Source organism: Pedobacter alluvionis, from assembly GCF_003664035.1.
In the GTDB taxonomy this organism is placed as follows: Bacteria; Bacteroidota; Bacteroidia; order Sphingobacteriales; family Sphingobacteriaceae; genus Pedobacter; species Pedobacter alluvionis.
The window spans coordinates 116,136-138,653 of sequence record NZ_RCCK01000010.1 but is presented as its reverse complement, the minus strand read 5'-3'; the positions used below and the strand labels follow the sequence as shown (position 1 = coordinate 138,653).

Genomic DNA, 22,518 nt, shown 5'->3' with positions numbered 1-22,518 from the left:
TATTTTGCGCAGAAAGCTGCCGCATATTTATCTAAAGAGCTTAAAACTACCATATCAATCAAGAGTCTTTATATCAAGCCTTTTAAATCTATTGTACTCGAAGATTTATTGGTTTTAGATTTACAAAAAGACACTTTATTGAGCACGCCACAATTTATGGTCGATATTACTAAATTATCCATTGATAAAAAGATTATTGATATCAGTACCGTTCAAATTAACGATGGCCAGTTTTTCCTAAAGGATTTCAAAGATAAGTCTTCTAATCTCGATTTTATCATTAACTACTTCGATTCTGGTAAACCCAAGGTAAAGAAAAAGAAAAGTAAGCCTTTTGATGTAAGTCTAGGCCGCCTTATTTTAAATAAGTTTGCCTTCAGGTACATCAACTACAGGGCAAAAGATACCACGCAGGGCAAAAGTGTAAACTTCGATAACGTAAACGTTAAACAGCTGAGTGGAATTTTTGAAGGATTGGACACCAGGAATCATTTGCTTAAAACCAATATCAAAAACCTCACTTTTAAAGAGCGTAGCGGATTTTACCTGAAAAACTTAACGGCCCAAACCACGATAGACAGTAATGCGATAGAGCTGAAAAATCTGTTGCTCGAAACCAATCAGAGCCGTTTAACCAATTACTACCAAATGCGGTTTAAAAGCTATAAAGATTTTAACCACTACATAGATAATGTGAGGATGAAAGCTATTTTTAAAGATAGCCATATCACCTCGAAAGATGTTGCATTTTTTGCACCTGAGCTGAATACCATGAAACTCGACCTGGATGTTGATGGTCAGATTACGGGTTTAGTGAATAACCTTAAAGCCAAAAACCTATCATTAAGGACTGGAAAGGCCACACACATTAAAGGCGATTTTATTTTAAAAGGACTTCCGAAATGGAAAGAAACCTTTATGGACCTGAATATTGAAATGGCAGGAACAAACAAGACCGATCTTGAAGAAGTGCTGGCGGGCATCACCAACAGCAAAAAGAAAATTGTTCCGGTAATTGTAAACAAATTTGGTAACATCAATTTCAACGGAAGTTTTACGGGTTTTCAGAACGATTTTATTGCCTATGGCGAATTTAAAACCAAACTGGGCCGCATTGTTTCAGATGTGAACATGAAAATCGACAAAAAGGATGTCCCATCTTACACCGGAAACGTAAAAACCTACGATTTTAACATCGGCGATCTGTTAGGTGAAAAGAGCCTGGGACGAATCAGCTCTTCTTTATATGTGAAAGGCCGTGGAACGGAATTAAAAGATTTAACCGAAAAAATAAACGGCGATGTAGATTATATCGACTTTAATAAATACAGGTACCATAACGTAAAGATTGACGGCACCTTTGATAAAAAATATTTTGATGGCAAGCTGAGCATTAACGACCGAAACATTAAACTGGTATTTGATGGCGGTGTTAACTTAAACCCTAAACTGCCGGTATTCAATTTTAATGCAACCATTTCTAATGCACGTTTAAAAGCCTTAAAACTGTTGAAAGATTCGTTGATGGTGGATGCTAAATTTACCACTAATTTTTCGGGCACCAACCTGAATAACATATCGGGTAAGTTATTGATTGAAGAGATCAGGATGCAGAACCCAAAAGGCACTTACAGCGTAGATTCGGTACAGTTAACAGCCAATGGCACGGGCGCAAGTCGCGTACTGGATATCCGGTCGGATATTTTAGATGCCAGTATTAAAGGCGAATATGATCTAAATTCTATTGTTTCTTATTACAAAGCCATCGCCAAAACGTATATTCCTTCGTTAAAGGCCGATATTATAAAATACAAAAATCAGATTTTTCAGTTCAACCTGAAGGTTAAAAAGTTCGAACCGCTGGCGCAGATATTTGCACCAGGCCTGGAATTAGAAGAGGGCGCTACATTAACAGGAGATTTCGATTCGCGCAACAATACCGCAACGCTTAACGGTTTTGTGAAGAAACTTAAATACAGTGGTATTGTGGTAAACAACATCATCCTTGATGAAAATACCACCACACAACAACTTCAACTGATTGTAACCTCTGATCGTGTGCAGATTAACGACAGTTTATTTATTAAAGATGTAAACGTTTCCAACATCCTGCGGAACGACAGTCTGGCCTTCAACGTAAAAATGTCGAACGCTGAGGAAGACAATCAGCTCGATTTAAACGGACTGGTAGAGTTCACCAAAAACCAGGATACAACGGCAAGGTTAAGCGTATTACCTTCTATCTTAAAAATCAATAACGAAGAATGGCGCATCCAGGAGAAAGTACGGATCGTGCTCAACAATGGTAAAACAGAAATCAGTAATTTCGATTTAACCAACGGAAAGCAACAGGTTGTGATTGATGGATTAATTTCAGAAGATCCTAAAGATTTAATCAGTGTTGGCTTTAAAGATTTTAGCTTAAAAACCCTGAACCCTTTTACCAAAGGCTTTGGTGTTAAATTGGGTGGAAATCTTAACGGGAAGACTGATTTATATGGCATATTAAAAACACTTAGGGTAACAGACGACTTAAAGATCGATTCGTTAAATTTTAATGATATTTATATCGGTACCTTAACCGATACCTCATCATACAGCAACGAAAGCAAAAAGATTAATGTATTTACCCGCATTGTGGCCGACAATTCGGAGAATTTTAAACTGACTGGAAATGTTGATCTGAAAGAAAAGGAAATCGATCTCAGCGTAAAAATGGATGACAGTAAGCTCACTGTGATTGAGCCTTTTGTTAAACAACTGGTATCCAATTTAAAAGGAAATATCTCAGCCGATTTAACGGTGAAAGGCAAGTTAGATAAGCCAGAAATTAATGGCAATTTATCGTTAGATAAGGGACAGCTGATGGTAAACTACCTTAAAACTACCTATGTAATTACCGATAAAGTAGAGGTGAACAATAGTGTGATTAAACTGGATAACTTTACCTTAAGCGACCTGGAAGGCCACGAAGCTACCGCAAACGGCACTGTAGATTTAAACGATATTAACTACCCGACACTGAATGTGAAGGTGAATGCCAACAGTTTAATGGCCTTAAACACTACCTCGAAAGACAATTCCATCTACTATGGCCGCGCGTATGGCACAGGTGTATTTACGTTTACGGGCCCAACCAACAAAATGAAGATCGATATTAAGGCGAAAACGGAAAAAGGAACTGTATTTAACCTGCCGCTAAACAGTTCTGAAACCATATCAGATAAAGATTTCATTAATTTCGTGAGCCGCGATTCGACTGTGCTGGTTAAGAAAAGAACAAACTTTGATGGTTTAACCTTAAGTTTCAAATTAACCATCGATCCGAATACTACAGCGAACATCTATACCACCCTCGGCAATTTAAGTGGAAAGGGTAATGCCGAGCTGGCCTTAAACATCAATAGTGTTGGTGATTTCGAAATGTCTGGCGATTATATTATTGAGACCGGAAGTTTCGATTTTACGGCCCAGGAGGTAATCAACAAAAAATTCGACATCAGGCAAGGTGGAACCATCCGCTGGACGGGTAACCCCACCGCCGCGCAGATTAACTTAAAAGCGGTATATGCTTTACGGGCAAGTTTGAACGACCTTTACAAGGCAGCAAACCGCGACGCCAGCAGTAATGCCAACCAAAGGGTTAATACCGAGGTAGAAATGGGCTTAACGGGTTTACTGTTACAACCGGATATTAAGCTAGATATCAATTTCCCTGCACAACCTTCAATCAAAGAAGAACTGCAAACCTATTTGAGCGATCAGAACAACCTGAATCTTCAGGCATTCAGTCTAATTATCAGAAGAAGTTTCGCTCCCGGAAATGGTGGGCAGTCGATTGGCAACCAGCTGAGCTCAACCGCTACCAGTACGGCTACGGAATTGGTTTTTAACCAGTTTAATAACGTACTTTCTTCGTTAAACTTAAATTTTGTCGATTTGAACGTACGTTCCTTAAGCGAGGCCAATGCATCATTTAAGTTCTTCAACGATCGTTTAATTATTAATGCGGGTATTGTAGACCGAAACAGTTTGAACGATTTTACTGTGATCGATTTCTCTAAAGATAATGTAGGTAGAGAGGTTGAGGCACTCTTCCTGATTAAAAAAGATGGAAGCCTGACTGCAAAAGCGGCAAATAAACCACCCACGCAACAGAGTATATTTTTAAACAGCGGAATTAGTTCAACCGCAAACGTTACGTCTTTCGGCCTGGTGTATACCCAGCAGTTTGATACTTTTAAAGAGTTTGTTCAGAAAATTTCTGGTGCTTACCGCCGAAACCTGAAAAGAAAGAGCCAGGCACCCGTTAAAACAAATAAATCTTTTAACAAAGACGCGATTATCAACCAGAGTAAAGGGAACCAAAGGAGGTAGAGGTTGGTTCATTGGTCAATAGTTCATTGGTATGGGCGAGAGCGTCATTTTCCCTCACTCGCTATGGCGAGTAGGTACGACAGCACGCCTTGATTTTAGGGAAGCAATCTCCTCAAAAGGCCACAGGCTAAATGTCTAATAGATACTGAAACAAGTTCAGGAGGACGAACCGCAAGGGTGATTAATTGACACAAAGGACTTATATGATCTTATATTGCTTATATGGTTAAAACCGATCGGTGGCTATTTGGTTAAGTATAAAGATCCTTCACTGCGTTCAGGATGACAAAATTTATTTTTAGATCCACCGACTTAGCAGCGAGCAAATAGATTTCTCCACTTCGTTGCACTCCGGTCGAAAGGACGATTGTAGGCAGCGTTTAGCAGAAATCTATCTAGGGAGAATGAACTGGAAAAGTCTGTCATTCTGAATGAAATGAAGAATCTCTAACCCAAGGATTACGGTCTTTATTACCCCTAAATTTATCATTGTAAAACGCATTTCATAAAGATCCTTCATTGCGTTCAGGATGACAAAATTTGCTTTTGGATTAATCCACTTAGAAGCGAACAAAATAGATTTCTCCACTCCGTTGCACTTCGGTCGAAAGGACGATTGCAGGCAAAATTTAGCACAAATCTATCCAGGGGGAGAATGAAATGGAAAAGTCTGTCATTCTGAATGAAATGAAGAATCTCTAACCTAAGGGATTACGGCTTTTATTACCTATAAATTTATGATTGTAAACTGCATTTGATAAAGATCCTTCACTGCGTTCAGGATGACAAAACTTACTTTTGAATTAATCGACTTAGAAGCGAGCAAAATAGATCTCTCCACTCCGTTGCACTCCCGGTCGAAAGGACGATTGCAGGCAAAATTTAGCACAAATCTATCCATGGAGAATGAACTGGAAAAGTCTGTCATTCTGAATGAAATGAAGAATCTCTAACCTAAGAACCACTGGCTTCATTACCCATAAATTTATGATTGTAAAACGCATTTCATAAAGATCCTTCACTGCGTTCAGGATGACAAAATTTGCTTTTGGATTAACCGACTTAGAAGCGAGCAAAATAGATCTCTCCACTCCGTTGCACTTCGGTCGAAAGGACGATTGCAGGCAGCGTTTAGCAGAAATCTATCCAGAGAGAATGAATTCGAAAAGTCTGTCATTCTGAATGAAATGAAGAATCTCTAAACCAATGGATTACGGTCTTTATTACCCCTAAATTTATCATTGTAAAACGCATTTCATAAAGATCCTTCACTGCGTTCAGGATGACAAAATTTGCTTTTGGATTAATCCACTTAGAAGCGAACAAAATAGATTTCTCCACTCCGTTGCACTTCGGTCGAAAGGACGATTGCAGGCAAAATTTAGCACAAATCTATCCATGGAGAATGAACTGGAAAAGTCTGTCATTCTGAATGAAATGAAGAATCTCTAACCTAAGAACCACTGGCTTCATTACCCATAAATTTATGATTGTAAAACGCATTTGATAAGATCCTTCACTGCGTTCAGGATGACAAAATCATACTGGAATAATCAGCATTTTTGATGCTACACTAAACAAAAAAAGCCAGTATCAAACCTAAGTTCAATACTGGCTTTTGCTTGTTATTAAGACTATGAACTGACTCCAAACTGTCAACTGCAAACCGCAAACTGGACTACCCTTTCATAATCGAATGGCCCATTTTATCTCTTTTGGTCGTTAAATAACGTTCATTATGTACATTACTTGCAATCTCGATCGGGATATTTTCTACCACTTCTAAACCGTATCCAATTAAACCTGCTCTTTTGGTTGGGTTATTACTCATTAAGCGCATTTTAGTCACGCCTTCCGATCGCAGGATCTGCGCGCCCACGCCATAATCACGTTCGTCGCCTTTAAATCCTAATTTAATATTCGCTTCAACCGTATCAAAACCCGCATCCTGTAAGTTATACGAACGTAATTTATTAATCAGTCCGATACCTCTCCCCTCCTGGTTCATGTATACCACAATACCTTTACCTTCTTTTTCGATCATTTCTAAGGCTTTATGCAACTGCGGACCGCAATCGCAACGGCAAGAGCCAAAGATATCGCCCGTTACACAAGAGCTGTGTACACGTGCTAAAATAGGCTCGTTGCTATCCCATTCGCCTTTAGAAATGGCTAAATGTGTAGCATTATTATCTAACTGCGTATAGGCTGTCATTTTAAAATCGCCCCAGGCGGTAGGTAAATCGATACTCACCTCTTGTTTAATCAAGCTATCCATGGTTAAACGGTAGGCGATTAAATCTTCGATAGATATAATTTTTAACTGGTGTTGCTCGGCAATTTTAAATAAATCAGGAAGTCTGGCCATTTCGCCATCTTCTTTTAAAATCTCTACCAATAAACCTGCAGGTTTCATTCCGGCTAAACGCGCTAAATCTACTGCGGCTTCTGTATGACCTGCACGGCGGATTACGCCACCATCTTTAGCTATTAGCGGAAAAATATGTCCTGGTCTGCCCAACTCTTCAGGGTCGGTTTTAGGATTCACTAAAGCCAGCATTGTTTTAGAACGGTCGCTTGCTGAAATACCCGTGGTACAACCATGGCCAACCAGATCAACCGAAACGGTAAAATTAGTTTCGTAAGCTGCAGTATTCTTACCCACCATCAAACTAAGATTTAACTCTTTACAACGTTCTTCTGTTAAGGGTGCACAGATTAAGCCACGGCCATAAGTAGCCATAAAATTGATGATCTCGGGCGTTGCATTTTCGGCTGCCGTTAAAAAATCACCTTCGTTCTCTCTATTCTCATCATCTACAACAATAATCACTTTACCAGCTTTTATATCTGCGATGGCCTCTTCTATTGTGTTTAATTTTGTTTGCATTTTATAAACATTATGGGGCAAAATGGTGTGTGAGGCGTATTAAAATCAATTTATACCACAAACAATAACCCATACAAATGTACAACCTTATTGAGCAATATTTGGATTAAAATATCATCTGTAAGTAAAGGAAAAAGGCCTATTTTTCCCTCTTTTTAAACAATTTAAGAAAGAGCTGCTTGTAGTAATTTACATCAAACAAGGCCGAATCTACTGTAGCTTTATAGGTTAGAAAAGCAGCCAGCGGCGACAAAACAATTACGGCAATCCACATCCCGAGTATAGGGTTTAAATTACCTTCGCGTGCTGATTTTTCGGCCACCGTGGTAATAATGTGGTACACCAGGAAGAAACAAATGGCCACCACCACAGGTAAACCCATGCCCCCTTTCCGAATAATGGCACCCAATGGCGCACCAATAAAAAACAACAGGATGCAAGATGCGGCCAGGGTAAATTTACGCTGGTATTCTACTGTAGCAAAAATAATTTCGCCGGTTAAATCGGTTTGGCGCGGACCCCAGTTGGGTACATGCTGCATAATATTTGCAACCGTACTGCTTGCATTATCGAGGGCCAGTTTCCGCGATCCGTTAGGAATGCTCTTTAATATTACATCATCAATTTCTTTCGGCGCGGCTTTTACCTTCGTATAACCTCTGGCCACATTAAACTGTTTGAAGTTACTGTTGAGGTTAGCAATGGTACGCATTTTCATTGTATCCAATTGTTTGGTCAACGAATCGCGCTTTCTTACAATCCCTTTCAGGTTTAACATTGGCGTACTGTTTCCGAAAGCATTAGGGTCGGTGGTATTGGGATCAAAAGACGACATATCGAAACGCGGTGAAGTTTCTTTAAAACGGTTCCGTGTAAAAATCTGCCTGGGGTTGTACATGCCGTTTTTCGAAGACTGCTCCTCGTACTGCACACCATTTTTAAGGTTAAGCACCAAAAACTTACCATCGGCAGTTTTATTCATTTTTCCCTCTCTTGCCAGAATTACTTTCGGAATGCCGTTATTTTCACGGTGATCATAAATCATGATATTGTGCAGCGTACCGTCTTCCTCCTTAGAATCAACACGGATGGCATAACCCGGAATGGCATTATTAAAAACCCCTGGTTTAATTAAAAATGAAAGTTTTTTATTCCTGATATCATACAGCAACGAACCAAATTTGAGGTTAGCTTTGGGCAGCATGTAGTTGGCAAAAAAGAAAGAGGCTACTGTGAGCATTAAAATTACCACAAACAGGGGGCGCATGGCTTTCTGCAAAGAAATCCCTGCCGATTTAATGGCCACCAGCTCATAATTTTCGCCCAGTGTACCAAAAGTCATGATGGAAGAAAGTAATACAGATAGTGGCAGCGCCATGGATACGTTGGCGGCCGAAGCATAATACATAAGCTCCAGAATGGTGTACCATTCGAAACCTTTTCCAATTAAATCATCAATCCATTTAAACAGAAAAAACATCAATAGAATAAACATCATAACAAAAAATGTTGCTATGAATGGCTTCACAAATGCTTTTATTAATAGAAGATGTATTTTTTTCACCCTACAAAGGTAAACAATACGGAGATAATATTACGCACCCAAAACGCTAATCAGATAATCGATCTGGTTATCCCAGATTAATTTTTTCTCTGCAAGAAGCTCATCAGTAGTAAAATCGGTGATCGAGAGGGCAACGTCGTTGGTTAGTTCGTCCTGTACAATTTCCATCTCAAAATAACATTGAGGTTCATCATCCAGCCACTTAAATTTAACCAGTTTATTTTCTTTAATGGAAACCAGTTTGGCTTTTAACTGCTCATCATCCCAGGTAAAAGTATATACCTGATCACGAAAATTTACATCATCCGCAAACCATTGCGATAAGCCGTTTGGCTCACTTATAAAACTATACAATATTCGTGGTGACGATCTAACTTCGTACTCTAGTGTAAATTTTTTCTTTTCTGCCATGTTAGTACACTACCAGGATAATTTCCGGACTATTTTTTAATATTATTTTTCTAAAGAAAGGTAATTTATTCTATATCTGCAACAATATAATTTTTATTGGTTCCAAGGGCTAGTTTATCGGTTCATTTGCCATTGGCTCATTGGTTATTGAGGTTAATCGGTTAATTGTTTAAATCGGTTAATCGACTCAAGACTACCAACTCTGAACTCCGGCCTGATTTCATCGGTTAACTGGCTTCTGACTAAAAGCTCCATTATCTATCTTATATTCTCCATATTCTTAACCACAAAGCGCACCGAGAGAAGGCACAAAGGCCGCAGAGTTGGTTAGGGATAAAGAATACCGCTAAATCTGTTATAAAAAGCGGGCGTAAAGTCCTTTCACCATATAAGGAATTTAGTCCATTTAAGTTTTCGATTGAACTTATATGTCTTATATGGTTATTTAAGCACTAAGCACACCGATAGAAGGCAAAAAGTCGCCGAGCTGGGTGATAAAGAATATCACTAAATCTGCTATAAAAAACTGGTGTACAGGTCTTTCACCATATAAGGAATATTAGTCTATTTAAGTTTTCGATTGAACTTATATGAACCTTATATGTCTTATATGGTTAAGAAAGGCCAGTAATTGTTGAAATCTGTTAAGTAACTTCGAATAAGACTCCGGACTGATTAATTGGCTTCAGTATAGGACACACCAAATTCCTTTACCCATCCTTTACCTTTTGTTTACCCTTTCTCTATACAAGGTTAACCCCAGCGTTACCCTTTGCTTACCTATTCTTTACCCTGGCGTTACCTCATTCATTACCTAAAGGGTAAAGGATTGCCGAACATCAGCTATAGTAAGGGTTACTTTGGTGAGAACCTGGTAGCACCAGGGGGTAATCAATCTTGTTGAACGCATTAATTTATCAGCGCAAATGGCCGGCGGAAATACGCCTGCAGTTGCCATAAACAACATTCTAAATAACATACTAAGACCAGGAATAAATTTAATTTTGGCACATACCTGCCGATTTACGGCAATTCGTTGCGTTATTTATTCCAAAAAACATTGCGCTCAAGGCTAAAAATGGAAAAAACAGCCTACCAAAACAATCAAATTTACTGAGCAATAGCACTTTATAGTATTTTTCACATTTCTTTTTAATAGAATGTATATTTATTCTATATTTGCAACTCTTAAAAATAACCACATCGATATTTACGTTATTTAGTAAATATTAAGCCCGGCGGGGTAGCTCAGATGGTTAGAGCGCAGGATTCATAACCCTGAGGTCGGCAGTTCGATCCTGCTCCCCGCTACTGATCAAAAGCTCATCGAAAGATGGGCTTTTTTTGTTTAAGGGTGCATTGAGTGAGTTTTCTATCGCATTAAAAGTATTGGTGTGGTCGACGGCATTTGTAATCCACCATCCATTCCTACACTTTCTCCATTATATCATTCAGAGAGTGAAATATGTAGGATTTAACAATTCTCTTCTGATGCTTACTTGGACAATGTGGGATCAGATTTGCATACCAATCTATAAGTTAATGATCATAATTATATAGGAAATGATGTTCGTTGAGAACATGGTGTTCATGAATAAGACGCGTTCACGATACATGAACATAACATTATTAATGAACATAATAATAGTTTAAGTTGTAGTAAAGATTAATGTTCATTATATTTGCTTGTTCATGTTACATGAACATATTAAAATTATGAACATCAAGCATGAACAGATATTACTGCCAGCATTGAGCAAGCTTATGGAGCTGACGGGGATGGAAATAAAGGTGCTGGACAGACCAGACAAGGAAAGAAGAGCAGATGCGATCATAGAGTTGCAACATGGCCTCCAAAGCGTTCTGTTAGAAGTCGAGGTAAAAACGGAGATCCGAACCGCCGCATTAGCCAACCTATTGGAGAAACAAAAGACCATAAATGGGAACCTGTTGATGGTATCAAGATATATACCTGCTCCGATGAAAGATGAAATGAAGGCCAATGGGATCAGCTACCTGGAAAGTTCAGGCAATTGTTATATAGCAACCAAGGGCATGTACATCTATGTGAGCGACCAAAAGAACCAGCCTTTAGCAATAGAAGAAACCAAGTTATGGGCACCATCAGGCATGAAGTTCATTTTTGCCGTGCTGATGGACGAAGAACTATTGAACGCTCCGTACCGCAGGATTGCCTATACCGCCGGTGTTGCACTGGGAAATGTCGGAAACTTTATTTATGAAATGAAACGTGAAGGCTTCATCATAGAAGGTTCAAGGAACAAACAGGAAATGCTCCTGGTTGATAACAGGCAGATACTAATCGACAAATGGGCAGACATGTACAGAGTTACACTCAGACCAAAGCAACTAGTTGGCAAGTTCCGGTTCAACAAGAAGGAGGACAGGGAAAATTGGCATAGTCATGCGGCATCTGACCTTGGGATCTATTGGGGAGGAGAAACTGCCGGCGCCATTTTAACAAAATACCTATCGCCTGAAGTCTATACCATCTACTCAGACCAGGACCGGTTTGATCTGATGAAGAAAATGAAAATCGTTCCCGACCACAATGGTGAGGTAGAGCTGCTCAGGCCATTCTGGAACGAAGAAATATTCAACGGCGGGGATACAGTTCCGCCCCTATTGGCCTATGCAGAACTAATCAGCAGCTTAGACAGCAGAAACAGAGAAACCGCGGCACGCATAAAGGAAAAATATGTTAAATAGGTATATACTAGAACCGGTCATATCGGAAATGCTCGCGGTTCTTCAGGAAGTATTTTCAAAATTCGAAATTGACTTTTACCTGGTTGGGGCAGTCGCACGCGATATCAATCTTTCTGTGAACCAGGAACTCGCTTCTACCAGAATGACTAAGGACGTTGACCTAGCCATTACGATAAATGACCAGGGTCAGTACAATAGGATAAAGTCGGAATTAGTATCTACAGGCCTTTTCGAGGTTCATGAGTCGGAAGCCATAAAGCTTTTCTACAAAGGAGCGGTAGAGCTTGACCTTTTGCCATTTGGTAAAATAGAAGAACCCGACGGCAATGTAAAGCTAACTGACCCCACATTTGTACTCCATATGCCCGGCTTCACTGAGATTTATCCGTTCGTGCAGGATGTTGAGCTGACGGACGGACAAAGGATAAAAGTGTGCTCCATGGAAGGAATCATTATGCTGAAACTGCTTGCAAACGATGACAGGCCGCAACGGACCAAGGACATCAGTGATATCGAGCACATCATTCAGAGTTATTTTGATCTTTATGATGGGGACATCTATGAGCATCACTTCGATGTGATGGAGATGTATGACACTAATGAACGTGACTATATACAACTGGTTTGCGCCAGGGTGATCGGACGCAAAATGCACCTGATGCTCAAGGACTCGCCAAAGCTTCTGGAACGGATATCCGGAATATTGACAAAAAGACCAACACCGAGATGGTCGGCAATGCTTGATGGACTCAATGAAAACACCTAACCATTTTTACGCGATTCATTACTCTTGAACCAGGCAAGTTCCAAACTTATTTATATTTTATCCATGAATTAATCCACCATAATGACGCTCGAAGAAATACGTTCTCAACCGGTCGCTTTCCAGTATAATTCCTGGAGCGGCATCACCAGACACCTGACCGTAGGCCAGAGTCTGGATATGATCAAAAACGGCACCTACAAAAAACAGGTGGACAGGCTTCGCGGGTATCTTGCTGCGGGAGATAGAGATACTTATGACCAGGAAAAAAGAAAACTTCCCGCTGTTACCTTTGCTGCTGATTTTACTGAAAAAAGGAAGCACCAATCGATAGCAGTTTACAATGGCCTGTGCGTACTCGATATAGATAAACTTACAGCGGAACAGTTGGAACAGGTAAAAATGCAGTTTGCCGACGACCCATATGTCTTCACCTTTTGGGAGTCGCCATCTATGGCTGGAGTGAAGGGGCTCGTCCACTTTGAATTTCCTGCAGATACCCTAGCTGCCCAAATCAACTTTCACCATACCTATGGCTTTAGGAAAATATATGATTATTTTCTTGAGAAATACGGAATAGCCCTCGATACCAGCGGAAGCGATGTGACCAGGTTATGCTTCTTCTCCCATGATCCTTTACTTTTCCTTCAGGATAAAATCCTTTCCTTTCCAATCGTTTATTCACCAGAAGAAATAACCCGTACTCGGGAATCGATAAAGTCTGCAGAATATACGTATTCGGCAGAGGCTACCATGGATCAGAAATTTAATCCAAAGGGCAAAAACAGCCAGTCCAGCCGGGCCCGAATCCAGGCAATCATCAGATTCCTTACAAAGAGAAACCTGTCGATTACCAGCAGTTTCCAAAACTGGTATGAAATCGGATATGCCATGGCCAATACATTTACCCACGAACTTGCTTTAAAATATTACCTTGCCCTATCAAAGATGGATGGCAAAGCCTTCGATGAAACAGCATGCAAAAATATGTTGGAATATTGTTTTGCCAATTCGATGGGAAGGTTTAGCTTTGGAACCATAATATTTTACGCCAAGAAAGTTGGCTATGGAGAAGAGATAGGGGTACCTAAGGTGGCGGAGAAATCATGAAAATGGATTCACTGTCGCAAGTATTAACGGCCGTTCTGTGCACGACAAAGTTGGGAGGCGCTCAAATAGTTCAGTATTTTCTAGTCAGGAACCCCTATCTTTTCTTTTATGCGACCACTTAGGGACTATACTACTGACCGGGTTATCTTGGAGATGCTTTGCAAAATGCGGGTCAAGTTAGCCCACAGGCGTAACAAAGAGCATTTGATCCACATCCATACGGGAAATCCGGCCCACAACTACCATAACACTAAGCCTTCGAAAAATGAAGAACTATTGTGCAGTTTTTTCCCTCCCAGAAAAAAATGGAAGACTGTGCTCAAAAGAAAAAGAATTAAAGATGGCATTGCAGTTAGCAGCAGTGAAAAGACATTGATGTCATTATATGCCACCCTAAGGTATTACAGAGCATGCGAACCAGATGCTCCGTTTCTTAGTAAGCTCGATGCTTTCATCAAGGAGATTCAGAATGCCGTACATGGAGGAGATTATAAGATCGGAGCGCCTAAGATCATTCCCCAGCTCAAGGAGGACAAAGCTGATCCAGTTAAGGTTAATATATGTCGTCCGATTGCTTCTTTTGGACTAAAGGACAAAATCATATTAAGCGTTACCAATAGATATCTTACAGCAATTTTCGACCCACTATTCATTGATAGCTCCTATGCTTTCAGATCAAAAAGGTTGATTAAGGGCAAGATGATGTGCCCTACGCACCACGAGCCAGTAGCGGAGGTAATGGAATACAGGAAGCAGTATGGGGATGGCGCACTTTATGTCGCAGAATGTGACATGAAAAAATTCTTCGACACAGTCAACCATTCGGTAATAAAAAAAGTATTTAACCAGTTTTTTAACAGAAAATTGATTAGAGAACAATCAGTCGATGACCTTGCCAATGCAAAAAAAATACTTTTCGATTACTTGAAGGTATACACCTTCAATAAAATGGTGTTGCTCTTAAACAATAACCAGTCCCATTTCAAGACATTCAAGATTCCGAACGGTGAATATGGTTGGGTAAAAAACGAGCTTCTTCAAAGTGGATACTATAAGCACCTTGGCAATGTGCGCATTGGGATACCTCAAGGCGGCGCCCTCTCCGGACTGATAGCCAATGCAGTACTGAACAATGTAGACCGAAAAATTATGAAGCACCAGGATGGCGATTTGTTATATGTGAGATTTTGCGACGATATGCTGATCATCCATCCGAAAAGAGAAAAATGCCTTTCAGCGTTCGAAGCCTACATGCATGGGATAAAAGATCGAAAACTTGTCATTCACATTCCAGTAGCCGCTCCATATAGCAGCCACGCTCACTTTTGGAAGGAAAAATCAAAATACTGTTACAAATGGGGAAGCGACCGGGCTGCCGGATCTCCATGGATTGGTTTTGTTGGATACGAAGTGCACTATCAGGGACATATAAGGGTGCGCAAAAGTTCTTTGATAAAAGAAATGAAGAAACAGTACAAGGTCGTTGGAGATCTAAAATTGATTTTAAAAGACCCATTATGCAGAAGTGAGAAGAACACAATTTATGAATCTGTCGCCAGCAGGCTAATTGGTATGTCAGTCGGGAGGGTTGCACTTTGGAACTACAAAACCATGAAAAACGAAATGTGTTGGGTAAGCGGCTACAAACTTTTGACAGACAATAAATATTCGAGGATTCAGCTTAAAAGATTGGACAGTAGCAGAAACCGGTTGTTATTGAAACTTAGGAAAAAGATTGCTAAGATGAAGGCTGAAGAGCAGAAGCCTGACGCGGAGGAAAATGATTCAATTAAGCAAATTGAGCAGACTTACCATGGAAATCCTTACAGCTACTTTTACCAGACGCTGAAAGCAAAAAATGATGAGGCAACAAAATAATTGGCTGCCCCTTTTGTGATTTCTTTGTGGAATTGCAATATTATATTAGAAATTTTTTTCCGTCAGATATTTTTTTGAGATGCATTAATTTAGATTCAAGTAATATGAGAATAGGTTTCATATTACTGGAAATTGTTAAGACAGAAGATTTGAATCGATATTGATTATTTCGGTTGAGCATTTCTCTTTTTTCTATACTGTCCCTCAATCTTGTTATTGACCACTTTTTCAAAATTTATTATTGCTTCACAATGTTCATAAAAGTTCGATTTTCCGCGGATTGACTCTACTGATTAAAAGCTCATCGAAAGATGGGCTTTTTTTGGTTAAAGCTATTTCATTTTATCTAAGCCGAGTCGGAGACTCTTTTTTATTGGCTCATCCGTAGAACTCCTGCGGATCAACTATCTCTAATCTAGATTTTAACGCCACAAACTGACTAACAACTCAGGAATGTAGAATTTTAATTATCTTTATGTCTACAATGAGTAAAAAACAAATATCCCATCTATCTTTAATATTTTTTATTATCCTGATATTCTGCCAATGCACGGTTTTAGATCAATCCTTTGGGCGTATATCATCAAAGGAAAATATTCAGAAGGAAGAAATATATGTCATCAAAAATGTCAACATTATTCCGATGACAATGGAAAGTAAGATCATTAGTAATGCTACGGTGATCATTAAAAATAAGAAAATCTTTTCCATTAACCAGCCAGTTCCAGATAAGGCTAAGATCATTAACGGAAAAGGTAAATGGCTAATTCCGGGACTAATTGATATGCATGTCCACAATTTGGCCGACATCAATCTAAGCTCAAGTTATCCAACAAAAGGAGCCACAATTTTTACGGACACACAGGATTTTATGTTATTATATGTCGTAAACGGTGTTACGACAGCTTTTGAGTTAAATGCAAGGGTTGAGCATTTTGGACAGAGAAATGAAATCTTAAAAGGAAACCTGTACGGCCCCCGCATGGCGCTGGCAATGCTGATAGATGGAGGAGAGGGTTCTGGTAATAAGGCCAATACAGCCGCTGACGGTCGACAGACAGTACGTATGGCCAAAGCCCAGGGGTACGAATTTGTAAAAGTATACGCTCACCTGAACGTAGAAACGTATAAAGCGATCGTTGATGAAGCCAGCAAGCAGGGAATGAAGGTTGTTGGTCATATTCCGGATGTGTTTAAGGGCCACATAGATGACGCCTTTGTGCCTAATTTCGCTATGGTTGCTCATGCGGAAGAATATGCTAAACAAAGCGAGGATTTCACTGATCAGGACGCACAATATTATGCGAAGATCACTAAGGCAAATGGAACCTGGTTTACACCGACTTTAACTACGATGGAGTGGATTCTCAGCCAGTCGCGTTCGCTTGAAGGTGTTCGTAATCTTTCCAGTCTTAAATATGTGCATCCGCTCATACAAAGCAGATGGTTATATTCAAATTCTTACAACCAGGAAAGTACGACTGGACGCATTCGCTATTTTGAGAAAATGGTTGAGTTTAACATGCGTTTAGTTAAAGCATTTAAGGAAGCTGGAGTACCTATTGTTGCAGGCACAGATGCCGGGAATCCTGGGGTCGTTTGGGGGTTCTCGCTTCACGACGAAATTGAACTCCTCGTGAAAGCCGGTCTTAGTCCGGAAGAAGCATTGGTATCGGCCACACGATTACCTGCAATCTGGCTGGGAATTGAAGACAAGATCGGAACTGTAGAAGTTGGAAAATATGCCGATCTTGTATTACTGGATGCTAATCCACTACAGGATATACGAAACACAAGAAAAATAGCTGGTGTATTCTTGAATGGCAAATGGATAGATAAAAAGATAATGGATAGTATGCTTAGTGCTGTGGCAGAACGAAATACCGCCAATAAAAATAAATATGACTGGAAAAAAAGAATGAATTTTGAATGAGAAATCGGCGAGGCCACTGATTCCATAGTCAACTGTGCCTTCTCAACATTCAGTTTCCAACAATTTATAAGACTTAATTGCAGTTCACGCTGAAATAACAAAGTACAAATGTTATAAGTTCTTTAAAATAGATGTATTACAAAAAAACGAACCTTATTTTAATGTTTAAGATAATTAGCAACTTTCGCCAATTCCTGCAAAGCAGGTAAGAAAAAATTCGAAATTTGTCCAGTAACGGCTACAGCTAAAAAGCTCATCGAAAGATGGGCTTTTTTGTTTAACGCTATTTCATTTTCTTAGCCGAGTCTGAGACTCTTTTTTATTGACTCATCCGTAGAACTCCTGCGGAACGCTACGGATAGTGGGGAGGTTGTAGGTTCAGTTGGATAAAGTTTTTTGGAATCTAATGCATTATCCGAATATTTCTCAATATGCCAATTGTTATGGCGCACCTGATCCGAAAGTATCTGTACCTCCCTTTGTGCTGCCAACTTTTTAAACGTACTGTCCATAAACCTGGATTTCAAAATCCAGTTGTATTTATTCGCAAACCTTAGTATGAATTCACAAAACTCTTTTTATCCTTAGTTCGACATAGCCTTGCGGAACATGCCGAGCGGGTTAGTTAAGGCACAACAGGCCACTAGATAAAAATAAACGTATCCGTATCTCCATATTTTTTACACCAAAAATCGACCCATAGATGGTAGGCTTCTTCATTTGAGTAGGCTTTTAATTGTTGTAACCGTTCACCTACTTCTTTAGGCGTAAATCCGGGGCCATTAATAGTAAGCCAGGCTTTATCATATTCGTTATTACTGACATATTTATCAAACAACTGCTGTTTGTTAGTCTTTGGCTTAAGCCATTCAGGAACATTTTCAGCTGCTTCATAAGGAGACTTCTTCTTAAACAAACTAAAACCACTCTTTTTCTCTATATAACCTATCCATTCCTTGTGAGCAATTTCAAAATAAGAAGCTTTATTTAAATTACGCTCTATTAGAATTTCATTATTGGTAGGGAAAGTTCCTTTATATAAATCTTGTTCTAATTCAGTAAAATAACCAATTGGTTTAAAATTGAAAAAAGAAGGAAGATCAGAATTATTAAAAGCTTCATTCTTACTTAAATCTTGTAGTAAATCTATGGAAGCAGATGATTTGAATACTCTTTTCACCTCATTTAAATTACCTTCTTCAACCAGATTATCGTATTCTTCTGTTAATAGGCTATCTAAAAATTGATCTGCAGTCAGAGCGAATTCTCCAACGTCAAATTCGTTAGCAAAATCCATATCTCCATAAGAGGACTTCCTGTCAGCAAACCAATGATTTATTATGCCGTAGGAAACCGGAGTGCCATCATAATTGATCACTATTGGAATAAAGAATGGTGGCTGCGGGAACGATTTTTCATTATTTAATTTACCAAAATATTTATAGCCACTGTATTCACTATACAATGGAATTCTTCCCATAGCCAGATCTATTATTCTTGAATCTACTTCTAATTTTTTTAAAACTTCTTCCACTTATTTATTCTTTAATTGTCGTTATCATCAATTGGTCTTGGATTGTATTCATACAATGGTTTTTCATGTTGTGGCGAGATTGGATCTCTTGTAATATGGCCAGAAGTTGTTTCCCTGTGAATATCCATATGTTGTGACATACTTTCTGTCGGATATAGCTTCTTAGGATCAATTGCGTTGTCAGAATACTTTTTGATACTCCAGTTGTTGTGATGCACGGGTCCATCAGGAATCTGGTGCCCATTTTGATTTGCCAGTTTTTTAAATTCAGTTCTCATTGCATCAAATGCTTTTCTTTCATAGGAAGCACTTCTTCTGTTATTTGGATCGATTTTACCTCTTCTTCCTTCGAGATAATTTTTTAAATGTTGATTGTCGTTTCGAAGAAGATTTTCTCTCGCCTGATCCCATAGGTACTAACTTTTATATATTAAATGTTTTTCATAGAAGTAATCTCTACTTTAACTTCCTTCATCTATATTTTTATTTCATCAGTAAAAAATAAGAGCATCACTAATAATTCCCATCTAAGAAGGTTGATTTTTTCCAACCATTAATCCAGTTATCTGCTACCAAATTAAATAATTCATCATTGGCTTTCACTTTCAGGTCTTCAAGACATGAAGCAACATCCTTAAGTAACCATCCTTTTTTATTTAAAAGAAGCCAAGCTTCCTTTAAAAGGTTTTTACTTAAATAATCCTGAAAAACATCAACATTATTAATTTCATTATTGATTTCAAGCCATGGCGGAAGATTTCCAACTCCATTTAAAGCTTCTGTAGGGGCAATCTCAAATAGCGCAGCATTTTCTAAATTAGCATTAAGAATAGCCAGTGAGGATGGAAAGTCCCCATTATAATCTTCTAAATTCTTGATGTTTTTGAACGGTAATTTATCTTTAAAATAGATCAATTTCTCAAAGTGTTTTGGGTCATCTCCAAACTCAATTGAAAACTTATCTATTATTTCGTAATCTGAAAAACCGACTGAATCACAAAATGATATAATATCCGCTGTTACACCGTCTTTTATTATAATCATCTTTAAGATAATCAAAGCAATAAATTGATTTGAATCTCTCGCAATTTCTGAAATATACCCGTTTTCGAGAAAAAATTCAGTATACGTTACCTTTCTTTCACAGAAAAAGTGGTTATTAATTCCCTTGTAAGATGCTCCATGCCTCAGAAATAAAGGGATAAAACAAGGGGGATGCGGATACCAGTATTCATTTAATGAATTAAAATCATCAAGAAAACGCGGTAATTCAACTTCTTTGAAAATGAGTTTTATAACACGTGGGTCGATATCTAGTTTATTGAAAAACAATTCTTTCATGCTAGTATCCCGTTATTTGGGTTTCAAGTTTCTCTATAGATGATTAAGTCTAATAAAATACCATTGCATTTACGGACATATTAAAACATTATTAATCCTCTTCCCAGGTTAACTGTGGGCTCATTTCTTCATTTATAATAAAATATTGCATTGCTTCTAAAGCTAATGGAAGATCTACAACTATTTTTTGTTCAAAAATTCCTCCTTGCCCACCAGTTACAACTTCTACATCGTCATTTGAATTGTCTTTAACATTTATCAAATTGAAATACTGTTCGTTATCTCCGATCATAAATGTGCAAACATAAGCGTTCTTACCACCGCCTATCATTAAAGAGTTGGTTTTCCCATTTAATGAAATTTGAGTGAATTCTTTTTGATCTAGTCTTGTTAAATAACTAGATATATCATTAACATTTGAGGAATTTATTTCTATTTCACTGCCTTCATCTCTATTTTTATTCCAATGATCAAAGCATAATTTCATATTATTTGTTACTCTATCTAGTTTATTTAAAAAAAACGTTTCATGCTTGCACCCAATTATTTGGTTTTTATATTTTTCTATAATTAATTAAGTCAAATATAATAACCCTATTAGATGATTTACCCTTCGATAGATATAAAATACCACTAAACTTAATTCGTCCACTAATTATTATGATCTACAATTTAATGAAAAATTGATAGTTCTAATTGATTCGATGGCTTATTCATTAAACGGGTTTGTTATAGATTATAATATCTTTTAACCAAAGAGGCGTATATTCTTCATCCCTGCTGAAGTCCTTAAAGTCTTTGTAAAAGTCTAATTGATCTGTCCATTTTTCAAAAAACTGAAAATAAGTATCGTAATAAAAATGTAATAACGGAGTATCATTTAAATCTAAAATAAGCTCAAGCTTATACCAGGCGCCCTCCGATGGCCTTTTATCATACATACTAATTCTTAGTTCCTTAACTAAATCCTTAACCTTATGTTTATTGTTTAAAAGAAATAATTTTGTATTATCATATTTTTCCCAATCAGATCCTTCAGCATATTTATAAAATCCAATCATTGAATGCTTTCCATTAACATAATACGACTCAACCTTGAATTCGACCCAATTATTCTCTTTAATAATTGGGCTATATATGTCATCCAGATTATTAATTAGAAATCTAGTTTTTTCACTATCTAAAATATGATTTGGCTGAGTTCTTTTTAATTCAACCTGTTCTTTTTCAGTCTCTACAACCTTTGGCGAGAAACCTTTCAAATCATATGCATCCTGAATATTCCCGAGAAAACTATTCCAAAAAAACCTATTTTTTTCTGGAATAAGATCATTTAAATCTTCAGCGCCACCGTTATATGAAAGCGATGCTACAAACATTGAACTCCATTCTTCGGGTTCTAAAGAAAATTCATCTTCAATTACTGGAATGATGAAGTTTCCAGAAATTATTTCATATCCTGCGTATACTAAAGCCAAACCAATATACGCTGCATCATATTTCTTTTCCTGTAATCGCCGTTCCATATAGGTATGCTGCTTTCTAAGAAAAGGTTCTAATTCTTCTTTTTTGATATTTTGATCAACAAAATCTAGTATCGTATAAAATAAATCACTCCAGCTTTTATCCTGTGGCCATGCTTCATCCCACATATATTCATAATCTTTTAATGTATGCAATAAAAGAAATACTGATTTTTTACTGTCGTTAAATAAATTGAAAATAGAATTTCTTGTTGAAATTTCAAGCATACCAAGTTTATCTTGACTGATTTCTTGTTGTGCACTTTGTTTTATTTTTTGTAATGCAGTATTCATAATTAGGAAAAAACTCGTTTTGAATTCATCTATGTCCTCTTCATTAAAAATTAATCTGCCTATATACGCCTTTCATCAACTGTATTTTGCAAAAAGCAGTCAATAAACTACTGGATCAAATTTTATAGCTCCATATTGTGAATTGTATTAAGAAGTTCTAACACTATTCT

At 38.1% G+C, this 22,518-nt stretch carries 14 protein-coding genes and 1 tRNA gene; 7 read left to right on the top strand and 8 right to left on the bottom strand.

From position 1 onward, the window contains the following. Positions 1-138 precede the first annotated feature (138 nt). Entirely contained in the window at positions 139-4,377 is a 4,239-nt protein-coding gene (locus BCL90_RS00845) for a translocation/assembly module TamB domain-containing protein (RefSeq protein WP_244095023.1), read from the top strand. A 1,678-nt stretch (positions 4,378-6,055) separates the two neighbouring features. Here BCL90_RS00845 and BCL90_RS00835 read toward each other — a convergent pair. From BCL90_RS00835 to BCL90_RS00825, 3 genes are all read right to left on the bottom strand, one after another. Beyond that, complete coding sequence (locus BCL90_RS00835) at positions 6,056-7,267, bottom strand: bifunctional 3,4-dihydroxy-2-butanone-4-phosphate synthase/GTP cyclohydrolase II (protein WP_121282076.1); 1,212 nt, start codon at positions 7,265-7,267, stop codon at positions 6,056-6,058. 139 nt (positions 7,268-7,406) lie between these two features. Then, entirely contained in the window at positions 7,407-8,831 is a 1,425-nt protein-coding gene (locus BCL90_RS00830; protein WP_121282075.1) for an LptF/LptG family permease, read from the bottom strand. A 30-nt stretch (positions 8,832-8,861) separates the two neighbouring features. Continuing rightward, positions 8,862-9,242, bottom strand: a complete 381-nt coding sequence (locus BCL90_RS00825; protein ID WP_055911440.1) for an START-like domain-containing protein — start codon at positions 9,240-9,242, stop codon at positions 8,862-8,864. Between the two features lie 1,237 nt (positions 9,243-10,479). Between BCL90_RS00825 and BCL90_RS00820 the strand changes: the two genes are divergently transcribed. The 6 genes from BCL90_RS00820 to BCL90_RS00795 all read left to right on the top strand — a co-directional run bounded on the left by BCL90_RS00820 (position 10,480) and on the right by BCL90_RS00795 (position 17,656). Beyond that, a tRNA-Met gene (locus BCL90_RS00820) sits at positions 10,480-10,553 on the top strand. 405 nt (positions 10,554-10,958) lie between these two features. Next, complete coding sequence (locus BCL90_RS00815; RefSeq protein WP_166792140.1) at positions 10,959-11,972, top strand: type IV toxin-antitoxin system AbiEi family antitoxin; 1,014 nt, start codon at positions 10,959-10,961, stop codon at positions 11,970-11,972. Beyond that, complete coding sequence (locus BCL90_RS00810; protein ID WP_121282073.1) at positions 11,962-12,738, top strand: nucleotidyl transferase AbiEii/AbiGii toxin family protein; 777 nt, start codon at positions 11,962-11,964, stop codon at positions 12,736-12,738. The genes BCL90_RS00815 and BCL90_RS00810 overlap by 11 nt, the downstream gene beginning before the upstream one ends. Positions 12,739-12,819: 81 nt before the next feature. Next, positions 12,820-13,845, top strand: coding sequence for a BT4734/BF3469 family protein (locus BCL90_RS00805; protein WP_121282072.1), 1,026 nt, complete (start codon positions 12,820-12,822; stop codon positions 13,843-13,845). 315 nt (positions 13,846-14,160) lie between these two features. Further along, positions 14,161-15,723 (top strand): reverse transcriptase domain-containing protein, encoded by a 1,563-nt coding sequence (locus BCL90_RS00800; RefSeq protein ID WP_166792139.1) that lies wholly within the window; start codon positions 14,161-14,163, stop codon positions 15,721-15,723. Between the two features lie 649 nt (positions 15,724-16,372). After that, complete coding sequence (locus tag BCL90_RS00795; RefSeq protein WP_208529819.1) at positions 16,373-17,656, top strand: amidohydrolase family protein; 1,284 nt, start codon at positions 16,373-16,375, stop codon at positions 17,654-17,656. A 643-nt stretch (positions 17,657-18,299) separates the two neighbouring features. On the opposite strand, the gene BCL90_RS00785 is transcribed toward BCL90_RS00795, so the two are convergent. The 5 genes from BCL90_RS00785 to BCL90_RS00765 all read right to left on the bottom strand — a co-directional run bounded on the left by BCL90_RS00785 (position 18,300) and on the right by BCL90_RS00765 (position 22,348). Further along, a complete protein-coding gene (locus BCL90_RS00785) occupies positions 18,300-19,190 on the bottom strand; it encodes a hypothetical protein (RefSeq protein ID WP_121282068.1) in 891 nt (296 codons plus the stop codon). Between the two features lie 11 nt (positions 19,191-19,201). Further along, a complete protein-coding gene (locus BCL90_RS00780; RefSeq protein ID WP_121282067.1) occupies positions 19,202-19,468 on the bottom strand; it encodes a hypothetical protein in 267 nt (88 codons plus the stop codon). A gap of 235 nt (positions 19,469-19,703) precedes the next feature. Next, the gene (locus tag BCL90_RS00775; RefSeq protein WP_121282066.1) at positions 19,704-20,531 is read right to left on the bottom strand and encodes a hypothetical protein; all 828 of its coding nucleotides are present in this window, start codon (positions 20,529-20,531) and stop codon (positions 19,704-19,706) included. 91 nt (positions 20,532-20,622) lie between these two features. After that, positions 20,623-21,018, bottom strand: coding sequence for a hypothetical protein (locus tag BCL90_RS00770; RefSeq protein WP_121282065.1), 396 nt, complete (start codon positions 21,016-21,018; stop codon positions 20,623-20,625). A 229-nt stretch (positions 21,019-21,247) separates the two neighbouring features. After that, positions 21,248-22,348: an Imm5 family immunity protein gene (locus BCL90_RS00765; protein WP_121282064.1), complete on the bottom strand. Its 1,101-nt coding sequence runs from the start codon at positions 22,346-22,348 to the stop codon at positions 21,248-21,250. Between the last annotated feature and the right edge of the window lie 170 nt (positions 22,349-22,518).